At 67.7% G+C, this 18,834-nt stretch carries 16 protein-coding genes; 5 read left to right on the top strand and 11 right to left on the bottom strand.

Annotation, left to right across the window (positions count from 1 at the left end):
• Positions 1-84: 84 nt before the first annotated feature.
• The 6 genes from AC5JCN_RS08835 to AC5JCN_RS08860 form a co-directional block, all read right to left on the bottom strand.
• The gene (locus AC5JCN_RS08835) at positions 85-1,440 is read right to left on the bottom strand and encodes a SufB/SufD family protein (protein ID WP_495754666.1); all 1,356 of its coding nucleotides are present in this window, start codon (positions 1,438-1,440) and stop codon (positions 85-87) included.
• Positions 1,412-2,161, bottom strand: a complete 750-nt coding sequence (gene sufC, locus AC5JCN_RS08840) for a Fe-S cluster assembly ATPase SufC (protein WP_495754667.1) — start codon at positions 2,159-2,161, stop codon at positions 1,412-1,414. The genes AC5JCN_RS08835 and sufC overlap by 29 nt, the downstream gene beginning before the upstream one ends.
• A 65-nt stretch (positions 2,162-2,226) precedes the next feature.
• Positions 2,227-2,490, bottom strand: a complete 264-nt coding sequence (locus AC5JCN_RS08845) for a hypothetical protein (protein ID WP_495754668.1) — start codon at positions 2,488-2,490, stop codon at positions 2,227-2,229.
• On the bottom strand, positions 2,487-2,636 hold the full coding sequence (locus AC5JCN_RS08850) for a hypothetical protein (RefSeq protein WP_495754669.1): 150 nt from the start codon (positions 2,634-2,636) through the stop codon (positions 2,487-2,489). The genes AC5JCN_RS08845 and AC5JCN_RS08850 overlap by 4 nt, the downstream gene beginning before the upstream one ends.
• The gene (gene sufB, locus AC5JCN_RS08855) at positions 2,633-4,102 is read right to left on the bottom strand and encodes a Fe-S cluster assembly protein SufB (protein WP_495754670.1); all 1,470 of its coding nucleotides are present in this window, start codon (positions 4,100-4,102) and stop codon (positions 2,633-2,635) included. Before sufB ends, AC5JCN_RS08850 begins: the two co-directional genes overlap by 4 nt.
• Positions 4,103-4,159: 57 nt before the next feature.
• On the bottom strand, positions 4,160-5,338 hold the full coding sequence (locus AC5JCN_RS08860) for a cysteine desulfurase family protein (RefSeq protein WP_495754671.1): 1,179 nt from the start codon (positions 5,336-5,338) through the stop codon (positions 4,160-4,162).
• A gap of 262 nt (positions 5,339-5,600) precedes the next feature.
• Between AC5JCN_RS08860 and AC5JCN_RS08865 the strand changes: the two genes are divergently transcribed.
• Positions 5,601-6,251 carry an alpha/beta hydrolase gene (locus AC5JCN_RS08865; protein WP_495754672.1) on the top strand — a complete coding sequence of 217 codons (651 nt, stop codon included), beginning with the start codon at positions 5,601-5,603 and terminating at the stop codon, positions 6,249-6,251.
• Positions 6,252-6,257: 6 nt separating this feature from the next.
• Here AC5JCN_RS08865 and AC5JCN_RS08870 read toward each other — a convergent pair whose 3' ends face one another.
• Together AC5JCN_RS08870 and AC5JCN_RS08875 are read right to left on the bottom strand one after the other, a co-directional pair.
• Positions 6,258-6,878, bottom strand: a complete 621-nt coding sequence (locus tag AC5JCN_RS08870; RefSeq protein WP_495754673.1) for a redoxin family protein — start codon at positions 6,876-6,878, stop codon at positions 6,258-6,260.
• Between the two features lie 123 nt (positions 6,879-7,001).
• Positions 7,002-8,132: an anhydro-N-acetylmuramic acid kinase gene (locus tag AC5JCN_RS08875; RefSeq protein WP_495754674.1), complete on the bottom strand. Its 1,131-nt coding sequence runs from the start codon at positions 8,130-8,132 to the stop codon at positions 7,002-7,004.
• Between the two features lie 83 nt (positions 8,133-8,215).
• On the opposite strand from AC5JCN_RS08875, the gene tyrS reads away from it, so the two are divergent.
• Positions 8,216-9,484, top strand: a complete 1,269-nt coding sequence (gene tyrS / locus AC5JCN_RS08880) for a tyrosine--tRNA ligase (RefSeq protein WP_495754675.1) — start codon at positions 8,216-8,218, stop codon at positions 9,482-9,484.
• Between the two features lie 22 nt (positions 9,485-9,506).
• Here the strand turns inward: tyrS and AC5JCN_RS08885 are convergent, their stop codons facing one another.
• Positions 9,507-12,836 (bottom strand): hypothetical protein, encoded by a 3,330-nt coding sequence (locus AC5JCN_RS08885; protein WP_495754676.1) that lies wholly within the window; start codon positions 12,834-12,836, stop codon positions 9,507-9,509.
• 372 nt (positions 12,837-13,208) lie between these two features.
• On the opposite strand from AC5JCN_RS08885, the gene bcp reads away from it, so the two are divergent.
• Together bcp and AC5JCN_RS08895 are read left to right on the top strand one after the other, a co-directional pair.
• Positions 13,209-13,679 (top strand): thioredoxin-dependent thiol peroxidase, encoded by a 471-nt coding sequence (bcp, locus tag AC5JCN_RS08890; RefSeq protein WP_495754677.1) that lies wholly within the window; start codon positions 13,209-13,211, stop codon positions 13,677-13,679.
• Positions 13,680-13,783: 104 nt separating this feature from the next.
• The gene (locus AC5JCN_RS08895; protein ID WP_495754678.1) at positions 13,784-15,157 is read left to right on the top strand and encodes a M23 family metallopeptidase; all 1,374 of its coding nucleotides are present in this window, start codon (positions 13,784-13,786) and stop codon (positions 15,155-15,157) included.
• Positions 15,158-15,233: 76 nt separating this feature from the next.
• On the opposite strand, the gene thrS is transcribed toward AC5JCN_RS08895, so the two are convergent.
• A complete protein-coding gene (gene thrS, locus AC5JCN_RS08900) occupies positions 15,234-17,234 on the bottom strand; it encodes a threonine--tRNA ligase (protein WP_495754679.1) in 2,001 nt (666 codons plus the stop codon).
• 58 nt (positions 17,235-17,292) lie between these two features.
• A complete protein-coding gene (gene yidD / locus AC5JCN_RS08905) occupies positions 17,293-17,649 on the bottom strand; it encodes a membrane protein insertion efficiency factor YidD (protein ID WP_495754680.1) in 357 nt (118 codons plus the stop codon).
• Between the two features lie 207 nt (positions 17,650-17,856).
• Between yidD and AC5JCN_RS08910 the strand changes: the two genes are divergently transcribed.
• Positions 17,857-18,834: a MipA/OmpV family protein gene (locus AC5JCN_RS08910; protein WP_495754681.1), complete on the top strand. Its 978-nt coding sequence runs from the start codon at positions 17,857-17,859 to the stop codon at positions 18,832-18,834.

Raw genomic sequence — 18,834 nt, forward strand, 5'->3', positions numbered from 1 at the left:
CAACGGACAAAGGCGATACGCCGGACGACGAGCCCTGGATCCCCTTCCCGCGGCTGCGCCACGCCAGGGATGACGGGCAGATCGTCACATCCGCTCTCGCAGCCACCTCTCGACGGTGGCCTCCAGCCGCGAACGGACCGTCTCGTCCTGCACGATCTCGAGCGCCTCGCCGGCGAACGCCTGCAGCATCAGGGCCTCGGCGTCGGGCTTGGGAAGGCCGCGGGCGCGCAGGTAGAACAGCAGGTCGTCATCGAGCGCACCGCAGGTCGCGCCATGGGCGCACTGCACGTCGTCGGCAAAGATCTCGAGCTCCGGTTTGTTGTTCATGGTCGCGCCGTCGGCGAGCAGGACCGCCTGGCTCATCATGCGCCCGTCCGTCTTCTGGGCGATCGGCAGGACGACGATCTTGCCCTGAAAGACTCCCGTCGATTCGCCATCCAGCACGTGCTTGTAGAGCTCGCGGCTCTCGCAATGCGGAACGGCGTGGTCGACCACCAGCGTCGTATCCGAATGCTCGCGGCCCCGCAGAAGCGCCGCACCGCCCAGCGTCGCATGCGTGTTCTCGCCCCGGTACGCCAGGAAGATCTGGTTGCGCACGAGAGCGACGCCGGTGTTGACCGCTACGGAGCGAAACTTCACGTCCGCACCCAGGGCCACCAGGCTCGAGGCAAGCACCATGCCCTGCGTGGCCGGCGCGGGACCCGCGCCGAACTGAACCACGTGCTCGAACTCGCCACCGTCCGCAACATCGAGCACGAGCGCCGTGTTGCGCTGCGCGGAGGCGTTGACGTGCGTCTCCAGGATGGTCGCCTTGGCCCCCTTGCCGGCGAGCACCACCGAGCGCGTGACGATGGATGTGGGCTCGGCCGAGGTCGCCACCGAGACGATCTCGACAGGAACGTCGAGAGACGCGCCTTCGGCGATCTCGATGACGACGCCGTCCGTCATGAAGGCCGTGTTGAGGGCGAGGACCGCGTCGTCCTGCCCGACGCCGTCCGGTGCGAGCCGCGCAAGGAGGGCGGCGTCCCCGCCGGCCAGCACCTCGGACAGCGAACGGAAGCGAACACCTTCGGGCGTCGCACCCACCGTCAGCCCGGAGGCAAGCGCCCCGTCGACGAGCACGAGCCGAAGTCCCTGCGCATCGTGGAGACCGGCGAGTTGCTGGCGCGCACGATCGATTGCCGCTGCGTCCGGCGCCACGGCAGGCGATGCCGCCTCGCGCAGGAGGGCACGCAGGTCCGTGTACTTCCACGCCTCGACGCGGCGATGCGGCAGGCCCGCCTCGGAGAAGCGCGCGAAGGCCGCGTCGCGCAGCGCGCCTGCGCCAGGAAGGGTCTGCCGGACAGTCGGGAAGCGGGCGAGCAGCGCCGTCTCGGCGGCGGTGCGGATCGGGGTCACCTCGGCCATGGCGTCACGCGGCCTGCGAACGATAGTCGGCATAGCCGTTGGCTTCGAGCTCCAGCGCAAGCTCCTTGCCGCCCGAGCGCACGATCCGGCCGCTCGCCATCACATGCACCGTGTCGGGCACGATGTAGTTGAGCAGGCGCTGGTAGTGCGTGATCACCAGGAACGACCGTCCGTCGCCGCGCAACGCGTTGACGCCGTCGGCGGCGATCTTCAACGCGTCGATGTCGAGGCCGGAGTCGGTCTCGTCGAGGATGCAGAACTTCGGCTCCAGCAGCGCCATCTGGAGGATTTCCATGCGCTTCTTCTCGCCGCCGGAAAAGCCGACGTTCAGCGCACGCCTGAGCATGTCCTGCGCAATGTGAAGACGCTGCGAGGCGCCCTTCACGCGCTTCATGAAGTCTGGCGTGGTCAGCTCCTCCTCGCCGCGGGCCTTGCGCTGGGCGTTGAGGGCGGCCTTGAGGAAGGACATCGTCGCAACCCCAGGGATCTCCAGCGGATACTGGAAGGCCAGGAACACGCCCGCTGCCGCACGCTGGTCCGGCTCCATCTCCAGCAGGTTCTGGCCGTCCAGCAGGATCTCGCCGTCGAGAACCTCGTAATCGTCTTTGCCGGCGATGACATAGGACAGCGTCGACTTGCCCGAGCCGTTCGGACCCATGATCGCTGCGACCTCGCCATCATGCACGGTCAGGTTCAGGCCGTTGAGGATCGTCTTGTCCTCGATCTTGACGTGAAGATTGCGGATTTCGAGCATGTTGGTCTCATCAGTTCTGGAACAATCGGGTGAGATCGGGCCGGCCTTTGTCAGCCGCACGCGCATCAGGGCTTTGCCGGCCTTCCAGGAATAGCTGCGACGATGTCGTCCAGCACATCATCAAGCTCTCCAGCGATGCCGCTGGCCTCGCCTTCCGCCCATAGCTGCCGGACCGTCTCCTCAGCCTTGCCGGTCGGGATCGAGGCTTCAGGCCGCCTCCCGGCCACTGCACCGAGTTCGTCCCTCATCAGCGCCACATCGTCCCGCAGCATCGCGACTTCACGAAGAAGCCTCTTCGCGGCAGCGTCGTTCCCGGCGAGTTCGCTCATGCCAAGCTCCCGCTGGCGACTTCGGGGACTGCCTCGGCCGATCGCTGGAACTCTGCGACAACCTCGATCCGGCCGATAAGCCGCTCATTGGACGCGGGCAGGTCATAGGCTCCTACCGGCCTGTAGAGCACAACGGCGGCACTCATCCCACGCTCCCCTCGAGGCTGATCGAGATCAGCTTCTGGGCCTCGACGGCGAACTCCATCGGCAGCTGCTGCAGCACGTCCTTGACGAAGCCGTTGACGATGAGAGCAGTCGCCTCCTCCGCCGACAGGCCGCGCTGCTGGCAGTAAAAGAGCTGGTCCTCGGAGATCTTCGACGTCGTCGCCTCGTGCTCGAAGATGGCCGAGGCAGCCTTGGACTCGATATAGGGCACCGTGTGGGCGCCGCACTCGGAGCCGATCAGCAGCGAATCGCAATTGGTGAAGTTGCGCGCGTTCGCTGCCTTGCGGTGGGCCGAGACGAGACCGCGATACGTATTCTGCGACTTCCCTGCGGAGATGCCCTTCGAGATGATCCGGCTCGTCGTGTTCTTGCCGAGATGGATCATCTTGGTGCCGCTGTCGACCTGCTGGTAGCCGTTCGACACCGCGATCGAGTAGAACTCGCCGCGCGATCCCTCGCCGCGAAGGATGCAGGACGGGTACTTCCAGGTGATCGCCGAGCCGGTCTCGACCTGCGTCCACGAGATCTTCGCGTTGCGGCCGCGGCAGTCACCGCGCTTGGTCACGAAGTTGTAGACGCCGCCCTTGCCCTGCGCATCGCCGGGGTACCAGTTCTGGACGGTGGAGTACTTGATCTCGGCGTCATCGAGCGCGATCAACTCGACCACGGCCGCGTGCAGCTGGTTCTCGTCGCGCTGGGGTGCCGTGCAGCCCTCGAGATAGCTGACGTATGAACCCTCGTCGGCGATGATCAGCGTGCGCTCGAACTGGCCGGTGTTCTTCTCGTTGATGCGGAAATACGTCGACAGCTCCATCGGGCAGCGGACGCCCTTGGGCACGTAGACGAAAGACCCGTCGGTGAACACAGCGGAATTCAACGTGGCGTAGAAATTGTCGGTCACGGGCACCACGGTGCCGAGGTACTTCTTCACCAGTTCGGGGTGCTCGCGCACGGCTTCCGAAATCGGGCAGAAGATGACGCCGGCCTTGGCCAGTTCTTCCTTGAACGTCGTCACGACGGACACACTGTCGAACACCGCGTCCACGGCGACACGCGAGGTCTGCACGCCTGCAAGGATCTCCTGCTCCCGGAGCGGGATGCCGAGCTTCTTGTAGGTCTCCAGGATCGCCGGGTCGATCTCGTCGAGCGACTTCGGGCCAGGCTTCTTTTTCGGCGCGGCGTAGTAGCTCAGCGCCTGGAAATCGATCGGCGGGTACTCGACGCGCGCCCAGGTCGGCTCACGCATGGAAAGCCAGCGGCGGAAGGCATCGAGGCGCCATTCCGTCATCCACTCCGGCTCGTTCTTCTTGGACGAGATCAGGCGGACGATATCCTCGTTCAGCCCCACCGGGGCCTTGTCCATCTCGATGTCGGTGATGAACCCGTACTTGTACTGGTCGACATCGAGCGACCGGACCTGTTCGACAGTCTCCTGCACGGCAGGCATGTCAGTCTCCTTCCTCTCCGGCTTCAAGGGCCGTGGGCGGGGTTTTGGACGGCCGGATCAAGCCGCCTGACGTCCTCGACGTCGATATAGGGCATTTCTGGCGTTTTCGAAGGCCTCGAGAGCGCGATTCACCTCTGCGTCAGTGGAGGTCCAGCCGATGCTCAGCCTGATCGCGCACGCGGCGAGATCGGGCTCGACCCCCATCGCCGCCAGAACATGGGACGGCTTCACCTTGCCCGAGGAGCACGCCGAGCCGGACGAGGCCGCGATGCCCGCCAGATCGAGCGCGATCAGCGCGGTCTCGGCGCGCCAGCCGGGCAGCGCGATGAGCGTGGTGTTGGGCAACCGTGCCTCGCTCCGCCCGAAAACGACGGCCTCGGGCGCAAGCGCGAGGAGCCCCGCTTCCAGCCTGTCACGCAGGCTGGCGAGCCGCTCATGCTCGCCGGCAAGTGCATCGAGGGCAGCTCGCGCGGCGGCGCCGAAGCCTGCGATCCCCGGCACGTTCTCGGTGCCGGCACGCGACCCGCGCTCCTGGCCGCCACCGCGCAGAAGCGGCTCGGCAAGATGCACGCGCGGCGACACGACGAGAGCGCCGGCGCCGGGAGGACCGCCGATCTTGTGGGCCGAAAGCGCCAGCGTGTCCGCGCCGAGGCCGGCCATGTCGATCTCGACCTTGCCAGCCGCCTGCACGGCATCGCAATGAAGAACACCGCCTGCGTCATGCACGAGCCCGGCCGCCTGCCGCACCGGCTGGAGCACGCCCGTCTCGTTGTTGGCCGCTTGAAGGGCGACCATCACCCGCTCGCCCTCCTCCTTTGCGCGAGCAAGGCGTCCTTCGAGCCAGCCCATGTCGGCGACACCGCCCGGGGTGACCGGGATCGTCTCGATGCGGTCGCGGGGGAAACTGCCGCCGGACAGGACGCAGGCATGCTCGGCCGCGGCCACCAGGAGACGGTCCAGTGGGCGGCGGTCCGCGACCGGCACGAGCGCCGGCGTGAGCGCCATGGCGTTGGCCTCGGTGCCGCCGGAAGTGAACACGACCTCGCGCGGACGAGCCCCGACGAGAGCGGCGACCGCTTCCCGCGCTGCCTCCACCCTGGCGCGGGCGGCGCGCCCTTCGGCGTGGACGGAAGACGGGTTGCCTCCAGCCCGCAGAGCCGCAGCCACGGCCTCGACGACCTCGGGCCGGATCGGCGCCGTGGCGTTGTGGTCCAGATAGGCGCGGGGGGCGTCCATACGTCCTGGAATTCCGTGGTTTGGGCCTGCCGGGCGCGTTTCACCGGCTGCAAGCAGCGAGTGCTTGCAATCGACCCCCGCGCCCGTGCTAAAAGCTGCGCTCCTCAGCGCCGGCGGCGGTCCGAAACCGCATCCCGGAAGCTGTTAGAATTATTCTAAGGGATTGTGGGCTCGCGCCCTTCGCAAGTCAAGCGCGGGCGCCACGAGACCTGCCGCCGCATCGCCGGGCGGTTCTTCGGCGATGGGGAAGATCGGAACACCCATGCCCGAAGTCATCTTCAACGGACCTGCAGGCCGCATCGAGGGCCGGTACCACCCGTCGAAGAGCAAGGGCGCGCCGATTGCCATCGTGCTGCATCCGCACCCGCAGTTCGGCGGCACGATGAACAATCAGGTCGTCTACGCGCTCTATTACGGCTTCGTGGAGCGCGGCTTCTCGGCCTTGCGCTTCAATTTCCGCGGCGTCGGCCGCAGTCAGGGCCTGTTCGACCACGGCCAGGGCGAGCTCTCCGACGCCGCTGCGGCGCTCGACTGGGCCCAGGCCGTGAACCCCGAGGCGCGGGCCTGCTGGATCGCCGGCATCTCCTTCGGCGCATGGATCGGCATGCAGCTGCTGATGCGCCGGCCGGAGATCGAAGGCTTCATCTCGGTCGCGGCACCCGCCAACCGCTTCGACTTCTCGTTCCTGGCTCCCTGTCCCTCCTCGGGCCTGTTCGTGCACGGCTCGCAGGACCGCGTCGCCCCGATCAAGGACGTCATGTCCGTGATCGAGAAGGTGAAGACCCAGAAGGGAATTCAGATCGAGCACCAGACGGTGGAAGGCGCCAACCACTTCTTCGAGAACAAGGTGGAGGACCTGATGGGGGTCGTCGGCACCTATCTCGACAAGCGCCTCGGCCCGAAGGAGGGCTGAGCCCCCTCAGGAGCGCTTCTGATGCGGAACCGTCCAGGCCTTCTCCAGAGCCGGCATCAGCTCGGTGGCGATCCTGTCGCGCGACAATCCGCCTACGAGCCGCTTCACCACTGTCCCGGTGCTGTCGATGACGAGGGTGGTCGGCACGCCGGAAACGCCGCCCAGCAGGCGCGACACGCGCCCTCCCTCGTCGAGCCCGACCGCGTCGTAGGGAATGCCGTTCTCCTGCAGGTAGGACCGGGCGCCGGCCGCCTTGTCGTGCACCGCAAGTCCGACGAGCTTCACCTTGCGGGCGGCCGAGAGTTCCATCAGCGCGCCATGCTCCTCACGGCAATGCGGGCACCAGGAACCCCAAACGTTGACGACGGTGACGCCACCGGCCAGGTCCCGTTGTGAGAAGCCGGGCACCGGCGTGCCGTTCGGACGCTTCAGACCTTCGAGCGGCGAGATCTTGAACTCGGCTCCGGCTAGGCTCGCGTGCTGTCCCAAAAGGCTCGGCGCCTTGAGGATCAGGAGTCCGGCGAATGCCGCGCCGACGAGCGCCAGCATGACATGCCGGTCCATCAGGAGGGCGAGCCAGGGCGTCGGTTCGCGCCCTTCGACCGGCCTGTCCATTCCACGCGCCATTCCCGCTTGCCCCCCGCCGGATCGCCGGCATTGATGCATCCTGTCACAACCGGCTCAACAGAGTTGTCGTTAATTCGCAGGAGCTTCGAGGCTACGCCGCAAGTCCCGGTCAACCTTCCCCGGTCAGGGCGCGGCGAGCACGCCCCCCGTCACAGGCGCCGGCACGCCGGTCGTGCCGGGGAAGGTGAGCGGCAGTCCGCGGCTGGAGCGCACGGCCAAATACGCGAAAGCCTGTGCCTCCATCGCGTCGGCTGACCAGCCGAACAGTTCGGCCGGGCGCACGGCCGCGCCGCAGCGCTCGGAGATCATCGCCATCAGCGTCGGGTTGCGGGCGCCACCTCCGCAGACGATCCAGAGCCCGGGAGAGCGCGGCAGGTGCTCACGGATGCGGGCGACGGATGCTGCGGTGAACGCGGTCAGCGTCGCGGCCGCATCCTCCAGGGAGAGAGACGCCACGGGTTGAGCCGAAAAGTGGTTCCGGTCCAGCGACTTTGGCGCCGGCAGGTCGAAATAAGGGTCGTCCATCAGGTGCGCCAGCGCCTCCTCGTCCACCCGGCCGCGGGCAGCGGTGGCACCGCCGTCGTCATAGGGCCGGCCCGTTCGCTGCAGCATGAGATCATCCACGAGGGCGTTGGCGGGACCCGTGTCGCAGGCAAGTGGCTCAGCCTCGCCTGAGAGAACGGTGACATTGCCGACGCCGCCCAGATTCAGGACGGCGACAGTTTCCGGCATCCCGTAACCGCGGCGGCGCGCGTCGAGCACCAGCGCCCGGTGATAGACAGGCACGAGCGGTGCGCCCTGCCCTCCCAGCGCCACGTCGGCCGCCCTCAAGTCGTGCACGACTGGCAGGCCAAGGCGCCGAGCCAGCTCCGGCCCGTCGCCGATCTGGATGGTGAGGCGCGAGGCGGGACGGTGCAGCACAGTCTGCCCGTGGAAGCCGACAAGGTCGATGTCCAGACCGGCGCCCTGCCCTGCCCGAAAAGCCTCGACCGCTTCCGCGTGGGCACGGGTGACGATCGCTTCGGCCTCGGCCAGCCGACCCGGACGCGCGGTCCTGTCGGTCAGGGGCACGGCATCGGCGAGTGCGGCGCGCAACACGTCGCGTTCCTCCGCAAGGTAGGGGCGGAAAGATGACGAACCCTGCTCGACGTGTCCTTCCCCGTCGGTGACCAGCATCGCCACGTCGACCCCGTCCATCGAGGTACCGGACATCAGGCCGAGGGCGGTCACGGGTCGGGTGCTCGGCTGGGGCATGGGCAATTCCCTCGTGTCATCGGCGGTCGAAGCTGCTACAGGGCGTCCGCCCCATTCATTCCTGCGTCACGAGGCGTGCCGCGATGACCGCGACCGACAGCTTTACCCCGAAATCAGACTTCCTGCGCGTCCTCATGGAACGCGGCTACGTCCACCAGTGCTCCGACTTTGCCGGGCTGGACGAGAAGGCCGCCAGGGGCGAGGTGGTGGCCTACGTCGGGTATGACTGCACGGCACCGTCGCTGCATGTCGGCAGCCTCATCTCGATCATGATGCTGCACTGGCTGCAGGAGAGCGGCAACAAGCCGGTCCCGCTCATGGGCGGCGGCACGACGCGTGTCGGCGACCCCTCCGGCCGGGACGAGACCCGCAAGCTCCTCACGCCCGAACAGATCGAGGCCAACAAGGACGGCATCAAGCGCGTGTTCTCGAATTTCCTCCGCTTCGGCGAGGGGAAGACGGACGCGATGATGATCGACAATGCCGAGTGGCTCACCAAGCTCAACTACATCGACTTCCTGCGTGACGTCGGCCGGCACTTTTCGGTGAACCGCATGCTGTCGATGGACAGCGTCCGCATGCGGCTGGAGCGGGAGCAGGAGCTCTCCTTCATCGAGTTCAACTACATGTGCCTGCAGGGCTATGACTTCGTCGAGCTCAACCGCCGCCACCAGGTGACGCTGCAGATGGGCGGGTCCGACCAGTGGGGCAACATCGTCACGGGCATCGACCTCGGCCGCAGGATGGGAACGCCCCAGCTCTACGCGCTCACCTGCCCGCTGCTCACAACGAGTTCCGGTGCCAAGATGGGCAAGACGGCCGCCGGCGCCGTCTGGCTGAACGAGGAACAGCTCTCGACCTACGAATACTGGCAATTCTGGCGCAACACCGAGGACGCCGACGTCGGCCGCTTCCTCAAGCTCTACACCACCCTGCCGCTGTCCGAGATCACACGCCTCGAGGCACTGGGCGGCGCCGAGATCAACGAGGCCAAGAAGGTTCTCGCCACCGAGGCGACTGCCCTTCTGCACGGGCGCGCGAAGGCCGATGCCGCGGCCGATACCGCGCGGCGGACGTTTGAGGAAGGCGAGACCGCGGACACGCTGCCGAGCGTCGAGGTCGACCGCGCCGAACTGTCCGACGGTCTCGGCGTGCTGACGGCCTTCGTGAAGGCGGGCCTCGTGGCTTCCACGGGCGAGGCGCGGCGGCAGGTAAAGGGCGGCGGCCTGCGCATCAACGACGCACCGGTCACCGACGAGCGCGCCTCGATCGGACAATCCGACCTGTCGGCCGAGGGCACCGTGAAGCTGTCGCTGGGCAAGAAGAAGCACGTTCTTCTGCGCGCTCGCTGAGCCGCGCCGGCGGGCCAAGCCGCTATTGCAGCTGGTCCGCCCCTGCGCCTTGCTGGGCAGACGTGGACGATGTGGCGTCGGGCCCGATCACGCCGAAGAACTTGCGCAGGAAGCCCGGCGCGACGGCTGACAGCGGATTGATGGTCAGGGTCGGCTGGCTGACCCGCCCCGTGATCCGGAAATTGACGGCAAAGAGCCCCTCGTTCGAGCCGCCGCCCAGGATTGGGCCGACGATCGGGACGCGGTTGAAGATGTTGTTGAGGCCGTAGGCGGGGACGAAGGTTCCGGTCAGGTCGACCCGGTCGCGACCGAAGTCCATCGTGCCTTCGAGTGTACCGCCGACGGAGGGGCCCCACATTGTGGCGTCGGTGAACTGCAGCCGGCCCCCGCCCACGGAAAAGCCGGCCTTCAGCTTGGTGAAGGCGACACGGTTTGGCCCTCCCGCCGGCGTCGCGTCCTGCCCCGGCTGCAGCGAGCGGGCGAGCGCCGGCTCGTCCTCCAGCACGAACCGGTTCACGCTGAGTGTCCCCGCCATCCGCGGCGACGACCCCGCCAACTGGGCCAGCAGCGCGCCGCCCTGCATGCGCTTGTAGATGTCGAGAAACCGGAAAACCGCCCCCGCGTCTCCCGCCTCGATGGCGAAGCCTGGCGCCCCGTTCTCGGCGCGCGCGGACTGCCCCGCCACCTGCCCGTTTCCGAGGCGGCCCGTGAGGCGGAAGTCGCGGATCTCGCCGCCTCTCACCGCGAGCTTCAATTCGGAGTTGCTGAGCACTTCGCCATTCTGCCCGGTTACGGCGCCGACCTTCTGGTCGAGGTCGACGTCGAGGCCGGACGGGGGTCCGCCCGCATCCTGCGGCGAGACGAGAGCCTTCAACATCGGCCGGGCATCGAAGGCGGTGCCGCGCACGACGAGCCGCAGGCCGGCAGCGCTCTTCTCGGCATCAACTTTTAGGTCGTCGCCAGGAGACAATTTGACGGGCGCAAGCCGAGCGGCAACGAGGCCGCCGTCCTCGGAAAGGCGGATGGATCCTTTGGCGGCCACACCGCCGGCGGCATCGAGGGAGAATTCGTCCAGCAGCACGGTGCCGTCGTCGGGCACCCATTTGAATGCGACCTTCCCGGGCTTGCCCGCCGGCTTCTGCCAGCCGGGCAGCACGTCGCTGAGGGATGCCTTGGCGAGGTCCACGTCGATGCGCGGCGGCAAAGGCTTGCCGGGCGCCTGGTCGTGCAGGACCACCTTCACGTCCACCGGGCCGGTCACCGTGCCGGGCAGCTTGATGCCGCGCCGGGCCCGGGCCGCCTCGTCCAGCGTGAGAACGACCGTCGTCTCGGCCGTGGGCGCACCGGGCGGCTGGCGCACGTCGATCGTCGCCGGAGATCCGCCGATCTTCGCGTCCCCCTTCACCGCGAGGCCGGCTTTGTCCTGGGCCAGGGTGAACGAGCCGGCTTCCAGCCTGTCCTTCCCGAAGACGGCGTCGGCCGAGACATTGGACGCTGTGCCGGTCACCTTCACGACGACGTCCTTCGGCCCGATCTTGTCGACCAGCGTCATGGTGAGGCCGATGTTCGCCTCGACCTGCCCTTTCAGCGACGGCAGGCCGCTGGGAAGCGCGGCGAATGGCTTCATACCGTCGCTGCGCAGAACCGACATCATCGGCTCGAGGTCGCCGGCGATGCCGAACTGAACGTCTGCGACAGTGGGATGCAACGACGTGTCGGCCACCAGGTAGCGGCCCTGGCCGATCAGCAGGCTTCCTCCCACCGCGCTGACGCGTCCGCGACTGACCGTTACCTCAGCTCTTCGCCCGGTCACCGTGCCTTCCGCCACCCCTTCGGTAATCACCGGCACGCCTGGCGACAGCCGCATGGCCGCTCCGGACATGGCAAAATCGAGCTGCATCACATCGGCCGGAAGGGGGCGCTTGGCCTTTGCCTCGATCAGCTGGGGAGGGGTGAGGGACGACGCGATGTCGAACCGCTCCATCACGCCGGCCTGCGTCGCCTCGATCAGGTATTTGCGGACGTCGCGGACCAGATAGTTCGGCCAGAACGCCATGAGGGTCCGTGCTGGCATGCGGCCGGCGCTGCCGTTCATGCGCACGCCCTCGAAATCGCCGTCCTTTCCGAAGGTGGCCGACAGCCGGAAATTCGTCTCCAGCCCCTTTACTTCCAGCCGGTCGACGACGAGGGCAGCCAGCCCGATCGGCATGCGTGCATCGACATCGAACGTGTCGATCGCGATCGGCGGCTCGCCCCTACCGACGGGCGTCCAGGTGCTCCCGGGCCCCCGCAGCGCGATGGCCCAATGATCGGTGCTCACGGAAGGAGGCGTGACAGTCCCGCTGAAGCGAAGCCGGGTCGCGCCGGAATCCAGCGAGAGTTGCTGCACGTCCACCAGGTGCCGCGCCGGGTTCCAGCCTAGCCGGACCACGATGTCCTCGATGGCGAAGGGCGTGGCGTCGGGATCGTCGAGGAGCAGCGTCCCTGCCCCGCCCTTGATCGTCGCGTCGAAGGCAGCGATGGCATCGGTTTCGTCCACCGAAAGCGAAAGCGCCGCATCGGCCTTGATGTCGGTTGCGAACGGCACCGCGCCCGGCTCTGCGACGGCGATGATGTCGCGCAGCGCAAGGTCGCGCGTATCGACGGAGATGCTCCGCCGTCCCCCTGGTGTACCCTCGATACGGGCATTGGCAGCAAGCGGACCGGAAGGTCCCCGTGCCGAGAATGACAGGGCTGTTCCGCCCCCCGCCTCACGCTCGAAGCGCATGGCCAGGTCGTCGTAGACCATCACATGCCCGCGCCGGCGGTCGTCGATTCGCAGCCGGCCGTCGCGGATGCCGGCCAACTGCAAAACCGCCATCGGGCCGCCAGGCGCAATGACAGCGTCAATCAGCTTCCCCGGCCCGAAACGCGCGTCGGGAGCGGACGGCGCCGCCGCCTCGCCCATCGGCACGGATTCACGCACCGCCGGTGGCGGCGTTTCGGCAGCGCCGGCCGCTATCGTGACCCCGCCGTCGGGAGCGATCGTCAGCCTGACCTCCAGGCCAATGAAGGAGAACTGGCGAGGAACGATATTGCCGAGCACCAGCGATTTCGGTGAAAAGCCGATCTCGGCCCGCGGCGCCGCCACGACGACACGGCCGTGATCCTTCACCACGACGTCCGAGACAGTCAGGACGGGGCCGCGTTTCCATGACAATTGGGCCCTTGCCACCTCGACGCGGTATCCGTCGCCAAACCGGTCGGCTAACGCCATCGCGATCCGGTCGGCGACCATCGGAAAGCTGACCGGGCCTCGCGACAGCCGCCACACGCCGGCCGCTGCGGCGAGCCCGACGACGATGAGGGCCACGATTCCCACACGGCACAGGCCCCACGCGGTCCGGCCAATGGCGGACGGCGCAGGACGACTGACCGGACGCCGCGCCCGCAAGGGACGCCGAAGAGAGCGGCGCGGCTTCGGCAGGACCTGGGGATGCTCTTCCACAGCCAATGCGGACGTCCTGCTCCAGCCTCCGGCGGCTCTCTTTGCCGCTGACAACGCTTGCGGCAGCAGCGGGGTCCGTCCCGCCACGATGCCATATTACCGGCTGTAGCCCTGCTTCGGCATCGACGCCAGTCCCCGGCCTGTTGCCGCCGCCGGCAAGGGGTACTGGGAGTCGATCCGGCTGGCCCGCCGGAGCGTATGCTACGGGTCACGCCGATTCGACGAAAGGAAGGCCAAATGACGAAGGCATTGCAGCAAGGCGACCCGGCCCCGGACTTCAGCCTCCCCGCCGACGGCGGCGGCACCGTGTCGCTGGCCTCGCTGCGCGGCACGAAGGTCGTCGTCTACTTCTACCCCAAGGACGACACATCGGGCTGCACGAAAGAAGCGATGGAGTTCAATGCGTTGCGCAACGAGTTTGCGTCAGCAGGCACCAAGATCGTCGGCATTTCCGCCGACGACGTGAAGAGCCACGACAAGTTCAAGAAGAAGTACGAGCTCGATTTCACGCTCGGGTCCGACGAGAGCAAGACGACGCTCGAAGCGTACGGGGTGTGGGTCGAGAAAAGCATGTACGGCAAGAAGTACATGGGGATCGAGCGCTCGACCTTCCTCATCGGCCCGGACGGCAACATCGCCCGCGTGTGGCCGAAGGTGAAGGTGCCCGGCCACGCGGCGGAAGTTCTCGAGGCCGCGAAGGCGATGTGAAGGCGCCGCAGGCCTCAACGCAGAGCCGTTTCTTCATTATTAACCCTAATTTTCTTTACTCGACGCGGGAGACCCACAGAGACGGGTCCCGCGTCGAGGGCCGCATGACCGTTCCCGAGTCCCATTTTCCCCTGCGACCGCGTTCTCTCGTGGTCGCCTTCGAGCGCGGCGGACGCATTCGCCGTTTCCATCTCGATCACAGGGTCAGCCTCGCGATCGGGGCGATCTTCCTCGTGATCGGGATCTGGGCGCTCGCGATGACCGCCTATCTCGTCTTCCGCGACGACGTCGCCGCCGCGCTGGTCAGCCGCGAGACCGAGATGCGGGAGGCCTACGAGGACCGTATCGCGGCCCTCCGCTCCACCATCGACCGGATCGCGAGCCGCCAACTCGTCGACCAGGACACCGTCGAGAACAGGGTCGAGGAACTCGCGGCCCGGCAGGCCACCCTGGAGACGCGGCAGGCGATGGTCGCCGCCATCGCCGGGATGCCCGGAGTGTCGCCGGGTAAGGCCGGCGGCGTCACGGTGCAGGCGAGGTCTGGCGCCAGGGGCGCGGCACAGGGCCTCACCACCAGCGCTGCAACGCTGCCGGACGGCGCTTCGGCCTTTGCGCCGATCGACCTCGAGCAGATCCCCGCCATTACCGGAAAGCCGCGCGTGGTGAAGGAGACGGGTCCCTTCCAGCCGATCCTGCGCGGCACGCAGGTGTCACCGGCTCAGGACCGCACCAGCGCGCTCGAAACGCCGGCGGGCAAACAGCCGCATGACCGGCTTGCCGGTCTGGCGCAGCGCCTCGCGGCCATCGAGACCAGCCAGCAAGCCGCCCTCGCCGTCATCGAGCGCGGCGCCAAGGCGAAGGCCGAGCGCGTCGAGTCGGTGCTCGCCGAGGCCGGGCTGGCGGCCTCACGCTTCCGGTCGCTGCCGAAGGCCGCGCTGCCGCCGGGCCAGGGCGGCCCGCTGGTGCCCGTCTCCATCGACCCCGCCGCTGGACCGTTCGAGGCGCAACTGGCGCGCACGCAGCATGCGCTCGTCCAGGCCGACCGGCTCGGCCGCATCCTCGACGTCGTTCCCCTGCGGCGTCCCCTCTCCGGCGAGCCGGAGCTGTCCTCGGGCTTCGGCACGAGGCTCGATCCCTTCACGCGCGGGATAGCGATGCACACGGGTCTGGACTTCCGCGGCGACACCGGGGACCCCGTCCGCGTCACCGCACCGGGACGTGTCGTCTCGGCGGAGTGGTCTGGCGGTTACGGCAACATGGTGGAAGTCGACCACGGCAACGGGCTCACCACCCGCTACGGTCACCTCTCCGCCATCCTGGTCAGCCCTGGCGACTGGGTCGACAGGGGAGCGACGGTGGGCCGTCTCGGCTCGACGGGCCGCTCCACCGGCCCGCATCTCCACTACGAGACACGGATCGATGGCGAGGCCGTCGACCCCCTGCGCTTCCTGCGTGCGGGAGAAGGGCTCAACGGCTGACGGCCGCGGGCCGGCCCGGGCGCGCCGGAGACCGGCGCACCCGCGACATGCCGTGAAGGACCCGACCGAATAAGGTCTATTCGGCCGCGAGCAAGGCCCGGCCCTCGCGCCTGAGGTCGGGCGGCACGGCTTCATCCGAGAGAGCCGCGAGCGCGGCGTCGAGCGTCATCGTCTCCTGCTGCGGCGAGCCGAGGCGGCGGATCGAGACCGTCCGCTCCGCGGCCTCCTTGCGGCCGACCGCGACGATAACCGGCACCTTGGCCAGCGAGTGCTCGCGGACCTTGTAGCTGATCTTCTCGTTGCGGAGGTCGGCGGCGCCCCGCAGTCCGGCCCGGCGTGCGGCGGCTAGAAATTCCTGCGCGTAGCCGTCGGCTTCCTGCGTGATGGTGCAGACGACGAACTGCTGCGGCGCCAGCCAGAGCGGGAAGTGCCCGGCGAAGTGCTCGATGAGGATGCCAGTGAAGCGCTCCATCGAGCCGCAGATCGCACGGTGGATCATTACCGGCGGCACCTTGGCCCCGTTCTCGTCGATGTAGAACGCACCGAAGCGCTCGGGGAGGTTGAAGTCGACCTGCGTCGTCCCGCACTGCCAGTCGCGGCCGATGGCGTCCCTCAGCACGTATTCGAACTTCGGGCCGTAGAAGGCGCCCTCCCCCGGGTTGATGCCGGTCTGCACCGCATTGCCGGACCGGGTCGCGATCTCATCGAGCACCCTGGTCATCACCGCTTCGGCCCGATCCCACATGGCGTCCGTGCCGACGCGCTTTTCCGGCCGGGTCGAGAGCTTCACGACGATCCGGTCGAAGCCGAAGTCGGCATAGGTCGACAGGATCAGGTCGTTGATGGCCAGGCACTCGGCCTCCATCTGCTCGTCCGTGCAGAAGATGTGGGCGTCGTCCTGCGTGAAGCCGCGGACGCGCATCAGTCCGTGCAGAGCGCCAGACGGCTCGTAGCGGTGCACCGCACCGAATTCCGCCAGCCGCATCGGCAGATCGCGATACGACTTCAGCCCGTGCTTGAAGATCTGCACGTGGCCCGGGCAGTTCATCGGCTTCAGCGCGAAGATGCGCTGGTCTGCATCGGGATCGTTCGGGTGCGTGAAGGCATGCGCCGACTTCACCGCGAACATGTTCTCCTGGTACCAGCCCCAGTGGCCCGAAGTCTCCCACAGCGACTTGTCCAGAAGCTGAGGAGCATTGACCTCCTGGTAGCCCAGGTGACCCAGCCGCCGGCGCATGTATGAAGTAAGCGCCTGGAACAGAGTCCAGCCCTTCGGGTGCCAGAAGACGGTGCCCGGCCCCTCCTCCTGGAAGTGGAACAGGTCCATCTCGCGCCCGAGCCGGCGATGGTCGCGCTTCTCGGCCTCCTCCAGCTGGTGGACGTAAGCGTCGAGATCTTCCTGCTTGGCGAAGGCCGTCGCGTAGATGCGGGTCAGCATCGGCTTGGTGCTGTCACCCCGCCAGTAGGCGCCCGCCACCTTCATCAGCTTGAAGGCCGTTCCCACCTTGCCTGTCGAGGTCATGTGCGGGCCGCGGCAGAGGTCGAACCAGTCGCCCTGCCGGTAGATCTTGAGGTCATCGCCTTCGGGGATGGCGTCGACGAGCTCGACCTTGAAATGCTCCCCCTTGTCCCGGAACACCTGCCGGGCCTTGTCGCGGCTCCAGACCTCCTTGGTGAAGGGCCGGTCGCGCGCGACGATGGCCCGCATCTCGGCCTCGATCGCCGGGAAGTCCTCCGGGGTGAACGGCTCGTTGCGGGCGAAGTCGTAATAGAAGCCGTTCTCGATCACCGGGCCGATGGTCACCTGGGTGCCCGGCCACAGGGTCTGCACCGCCTCGGCGAGCACGTGGGCGGCATCGTGGCGAATCAGTTCGATAGCGCGCGGATCATCGCGCGAGACGAATTCGAGCCGGGCGCTGCGCTCGATCGGGTCGGCGAGGTCGGCCAGAACGCCATCGAGCGCCATCGCGACCGTGCGCTTGGCGAGCGACGGGGAGATGCCCTTGGCGATGTCGAGGCCGGTGGTCCCCTGCTCGAACTGGCGGATGGCACCGTCGGGGAAGGTGATGTCGATCATGGTCTTTCTCCTGCTCACTCCTGCAAACGGGTGCAGGTAAGCCAGACGGGCAAGCTTCTCAGGATGGGTCGGAGGCGGCGCTTTCGGCCCGGGAAACCGCCTCGCACGTGACGGGAAGGACGGTATTCGTGCCCCTCCAGCGTCCGTAGCGCCACGGTCTATACCAGGCATGCCCGGGCGGCAACGCGGCGGGCACGAAATCCAGGCCATGCGTTCCCCATGGATTGCAGCGGCAGATTCGGGCCGCGCCCATCCATCCGCCCGGCCAGAAACCGAACCGGGCCATGGCCTCCTCCATGTATTCGGAGCAGGTCGGAATGTGGCGGCACTGGCGTCCGATCAGGGCGGAGAGTGTGACCCGGTAGACGCGGATCACAGCAATCGCGACGGAAGCGCCCGGTGTGGATTGCGGCATGATCTCTCCTGCGCCACACTTGTGCTCGCTTTGGGGAACACTCTCCCATGAAGCGCCCGACGGGGTAACCCCGGCCCGCGGCAGCCCGTCGCAGGTTGCTTCAGTGCCGCGGCGCAGGTATCGCTCGCCCCTGTTTCGCCGTGTGTCACGGCGAACACCTCGTTTGAATGGCCACGGTCCTGTCCGCGGCTTCGGAGTACGAGTCAAATGCTACACCGCGGTACGGTTGCTGCGTTCCTGTTCTCCGGCATCGCTGCCGGAACCCTCCTTCCCCATGCGGCCTTCGCGCTGTCGGCGGGCGAGGCGCAGGCCGAGCCTGCAGGAGTCCAGGTCGCCGCCGCGGAAGAGGCAACCGCTCCTGCTGCGAAGAAGAAGGCCCGCGTCGCCAAGGCGCGCAAGACGCTTCCTCCCACGGCCGCGACAGCCGAGCCGCCGCTCGAGAAAGCCCAGCCGCTTCCCAATGGCTGGATGCTGACCGTCAAGGGCAATGTCCTTGTCTCCCCCGACTTTCCCGGCGCCAAGAGCTACGGTTTCATCGCCTTCCCGACCCTGAGCCTGCGCAGCCCCGGCGAAGCCGAGCGGTTCACCGCGCCCGACGATGGCGTCAGCCTGGCCCTGACTGGCGGCGACCAGTGGTCGGTCGGCCTCGTCGGCCGCTACCAGACGGGCCGCTACACCGGCGACGACCGCGCGCTGACCGGGATCCAGGACGCCAAGTGGGCCCTTGAGCCCGGCCTCTTCGGCGAGTTCTGGGCGCTCAGGGACACGCTGCGCCTGCGCGCCGAGGTCCGCTACGGCATCAACGGCTACAACGGGCTCGTCGCCAATCTCGGCGTCGACCTCGTCCAGAACATCGGCAAGTTCACCCTGTCCGGCGGGCCGCGTCTCGCACTCGCGGGCGGACAGTACATGGACACCTACTTCGGCGTGACGCCGGCCGATGCGGCCGCCAACGCCAACGTCACGGCCTACAACCCGAATGGCGGCTTGAAGTCCGTCGGCGTCGCAGCGGCCGCGACGTACCACTGGAACGACCGCTGGGCGACCACGGTGCGTGGCGGCTACGACCTCCTGGTCGGCGACGCCGCCGACAGCCCGATCGTCAAGTCGTTCGGCTCGCGCAACCAGTTCACCTTCGGCGCCAACGCGAGCTACACCTTCCCGCTCGGCTACGCGAACCCCTGA

The sequence above is a fragment of the Alsobacter sp. genome (assembly GCF_059501845.1).